The organism is Vibrio sp. 378 (assembly GCF_033339435.1).
Genome location: NZ_JAWOUO010001056.1, coordinates 1 through 542, shown reverse-complemented (window position 1 = coordinate 542; position 542 = coordinate 1). Strand labels below are relative to the sequence as shown.

The following is a 542-nucleotide window of genomic DNA, read 5'->3' as shown; positions in this document are numbered from 1 at the left end:
AGGTTCTGGTCGACGTTACCTTGAATCAACGCCACTTTGGTGGTGTCTTCTGGGCGAGGTGTCACCCAATCATATTGGCGAATCCCAAAACCTGCGCTCATCAAAACAACAGGGATGATAATCATCAACCACTGTTTGTGAATCCACGCATATGCTAATGCACCTGCACTAATAAGAACAAACAGCGTGAGCAGTTCTACACCACCGATCGGTGCAAAGCTTGCTAGTGGCGCATCAATTTGACTATAGCCCAACCACAACCAAGGGAAGCCGGTCATCACCCAACCGCGTAACCAATCGGTAATTAACCATAAGGCTGGTGCGGCAAGAAGCGCTTTACTGAGGCTAAATTGAGGGAAAAACTTATTGTTTAGCCAAGCGAACAATCCGGAATAAGCTGCAAGGTAGGCAATGAGCATACCCATCAAGAAGAGGTTCGCAATCAGCGGCATCCCGCCGAAGCCAGAAATGCTGACATAAACCCAGCTAACACCTGTTGCAAATTGGCCTAACCCCCAAGCATAACCTATCCAAAGCGCGCG

Annotated in this window: 1 pseudogene; it reads right to left on the bottom strand. The window is 48.7% G+C overall.

The features are described 5' to 3' along the window. Window positions 1–542, bottom strand: a pseudogene (lnt, locus tag R7Q48_RS30330) (apolipoprotein N-acyltransferase); the annotation flags it as partial.